Source organism: Brasilonema sp. UFV-L1, assembly GCF_012912105.1.
GTDB lineage: Bacteria > Cyanobacteriota > Cyanobacteriia > Cyanobacteriales > Nostocaceae > Brasilonema.
Window position 1 is genome coordinate 1 of sequence record NZ_QMEA01000274.1, and the last position, 2,376, is coordinate 2,376.

The 2,376-nt window shown below is 42.6% G+C and carries 3 protein-coding genes and 1 pseudogene; 3 read left to right on the top strand and 1 reads right to left on the bottom strand.

Going from position 1 to position 2,376, the window contains the following annotated elements; translation table 11 throughout:
- Window positions 1–423, bottom strand: a pseudogene (locus tag DP117_RS33990) (hypothetical protein); the annotation flags it as partial.
- A gap of 466 nt (window positions 424–889) precedes the next feature.
- On the opposite strand from DP117_RS33990, the gene DP117_RS33995 reads away from it, so the two are divergent.
- The 3 genes from DP117_RS33995 to DP117_RS34005 all read left to right on the top strand — a co-directional run.
- On the top strand, window positions 890–1,480 hold the full coding sequence (locus DP117_RS33995; RefSeq protein ID WP_169222552.1) for a hypothetical protein: 591 nt from the start codon (window positions 890–892) through the stop codon (window positions 1,478–1,480).
- 44 nt (window positions 1,481–1,524) lie between these two features.
- Window positions 1,525–1,701 (top strand): hypothetical protein, encoded by a 177-nt coding sequence (locus DP117_RS34000; protein WP_169222553.1) that lies wholly within the window; start codon window positions 1,525–1,527, stop codon window positions 1,699–1,701.
- A gap of 228 nt (window positions 1,702–1,929) precedes the next feature.
- On the top strand, window positions 1,930–2,376 hold a 447-nt coding region (locus DP117_RS34005), incomplete at its 3' end, for a tetratricopeptide repeat protein (protein WP_169222554.1).

Here is a 2,376-nt window from a genome sequence, read left to right on the forward strand (position 1 = left end):
CGTGGGGCTTACGGCGAAGAAGCTAAAGATAGCCAGAGAGTGTAATTGTTTCGCTGTCCATGAACGCTTGCGTTGAGTTGTGGGAATGATTCGAGTTGATAAAATTTGGCTAAATGTATTAACGAATGCTTGAGTTATTAACTGAATTAACCATAAAGTCAGTTGAATGGCAAATATAGCAACCAGAAAAGCAATAGCTGTTTTAAATATTGCCCAACCATCTCCCAGAAATATCTGTAGGGGAACGAAAAGAAAAGACTGTGCTGGAAAGTCGAGGTTAGTGACTTCTAGTTGAAAAAAGTAGAAATATGACCAACGGTAAATCCAGCCTGCAAAAAACAACGCAATACCTAATAAGCCTACGACACTGGCAAATTTACCTAAAATATTCGGTTCCTGACTTGGTTGGGGAGTCTGAGTCACACAAGCACTCCAAAGGTAAAGAAATTGATAATATAGCAGCTCTCAATGTAATACACATTGTTTGTAGGGGCACGGCTAGCCTCGTGTCAACTTAACGTTCAAACCTCTATTCCACGTTGGTTTGACCCCACCCTCGTAAAGCTACGCTTTACGTCCCCTCCCCTTAGCAAGGGGAGGGGCGGTTTTGGCGCAAGACAAAACCGGGGTGGGGTTATGCGACAATTGTGGGCGAGTAGAAAAGGCATGATATGACGTAATGACAAGGATTTCACCTTAGGTTGACACGTATGGGCTAGACGAAAGCCCCTACTGGGCTGCGTGTATTCTATGCAAATCAGAATCGCTGTATTTAGTATTACTCTTTATCAAATAGATTAATTTATTTGCCCTATTTTACGAAAATTTGGTAGATAGTTGTGAAGTATAACAAAGAAAGTGAAATGCTATAGAAAACACTTTTAAAATTATGAAACTTTATTTAAAGATATTTACGGCAATTGTAGCTCTGACAACAGAAATAGCAGCAAACTCCCAAGCTGTCACTGGTCAGAATACACAAAAGAAAAATTTCTTATTGACACAAACACAAGTTAAAGTGCAGCCAGTTGCAGTTTCTGTGGCGTTACCAGAACTAGCAGATGTCTCACTTAAGGGGGGTGAATCACGCAGTGGACGAGTGACAGCAATTGATCCATCAGGACAAACATTATCAATGCAGCGTAGTGACAAAACTCTCTCGATTCCGTTAAAACAAGTTGAAAAAGTTGTTTTTAGAAATAGTGCGACAGTTTACAGAAGCAATGGACAGCAGATTATTCGCGGTGAACGAGATCGTCCAAAAGGTCAGCAAGTCACTTGGAACGCTCTTCCATTCACTACTTTTACAATAAAAAACGCTAATCAGGGTCAAGCAGTGGTAAACTTGGAACCACCTGTTGTTTCTCCAGAGCGGCTGCTTGGTATTCAGTCAGTAGCGAGAGATAGACAGTATGTCGTGGATGAAATGCAGTTTAATCTGCAACAAAAAACGATGTCTGTTCGAGCCACACCTTATTAACACCGCTTCATTTTCCATGAGCCTTGGATGGACAACCACTAACAATGTCTACTCGTAAAACCGAAAATCTGGGTGTATTTTTGCGGCTCTACCCAAGAATTTGGGTAAAACTAGTTGAAAGGATACGCCGCCAAAATACAAGGGTTGTCCATCCTTGTCAAGGGTTTGCCCAACCCTACGGTGTACACACATCTGACTTAAAACCTCACCCTCGCTTTTAGCTTCGCTAAAATCTTTCCCTCTGGTGAACTCCGGCTACGGTGTACACACACCTCGCTCAAAACCTCACCCTCGCTTTTAGCTTCGCTAAAATCTTTCCCTCTCCTTACTAAGGAGAGGGATGCCCGATAGGGCAGGGTGAGGTTTTGCACCGGATGAGTGGGTAATTCGATGACTTGTGTGTACACCGTAGCTATTAACACTAGAGCGAATTGATATGAGTTGGTTGTATGAAAAAAATTATCAGCCCTCTACTGGTTTTGGGTGTGTGCATAACTCCTGTTTCCGCGTTGCTTATGGTTCAACCTAGTTGGGGACAGACTCAAAACTCTCAAACTCAACAAGCCGAACGATTATTAAAGCAAGCGATACAACAGACACAGCAGCAGCAACACCAACAAGCAATACAAACATTGCAGCAAGTTTTAACTATTGCAACAGAACTCAAAGATAAAAAACTTGAAGCAACTGCACTGGTTGGGCTTGGTTTTAACTTCCAAAGCATTGGTGAGCTTCAAGAAGCACTCAAATTCTACAACCAATCACTGCCCCTATTCCGCGCTGTCGGCGATCGCACAGGCGAAGCAAGAACCCTCAATAACATCGGTGGAGTCTACGACGCTTTAGGACAAAAGCAACAAGCACTCAAATTCTACAACCAATCTCTGCCCCTATCC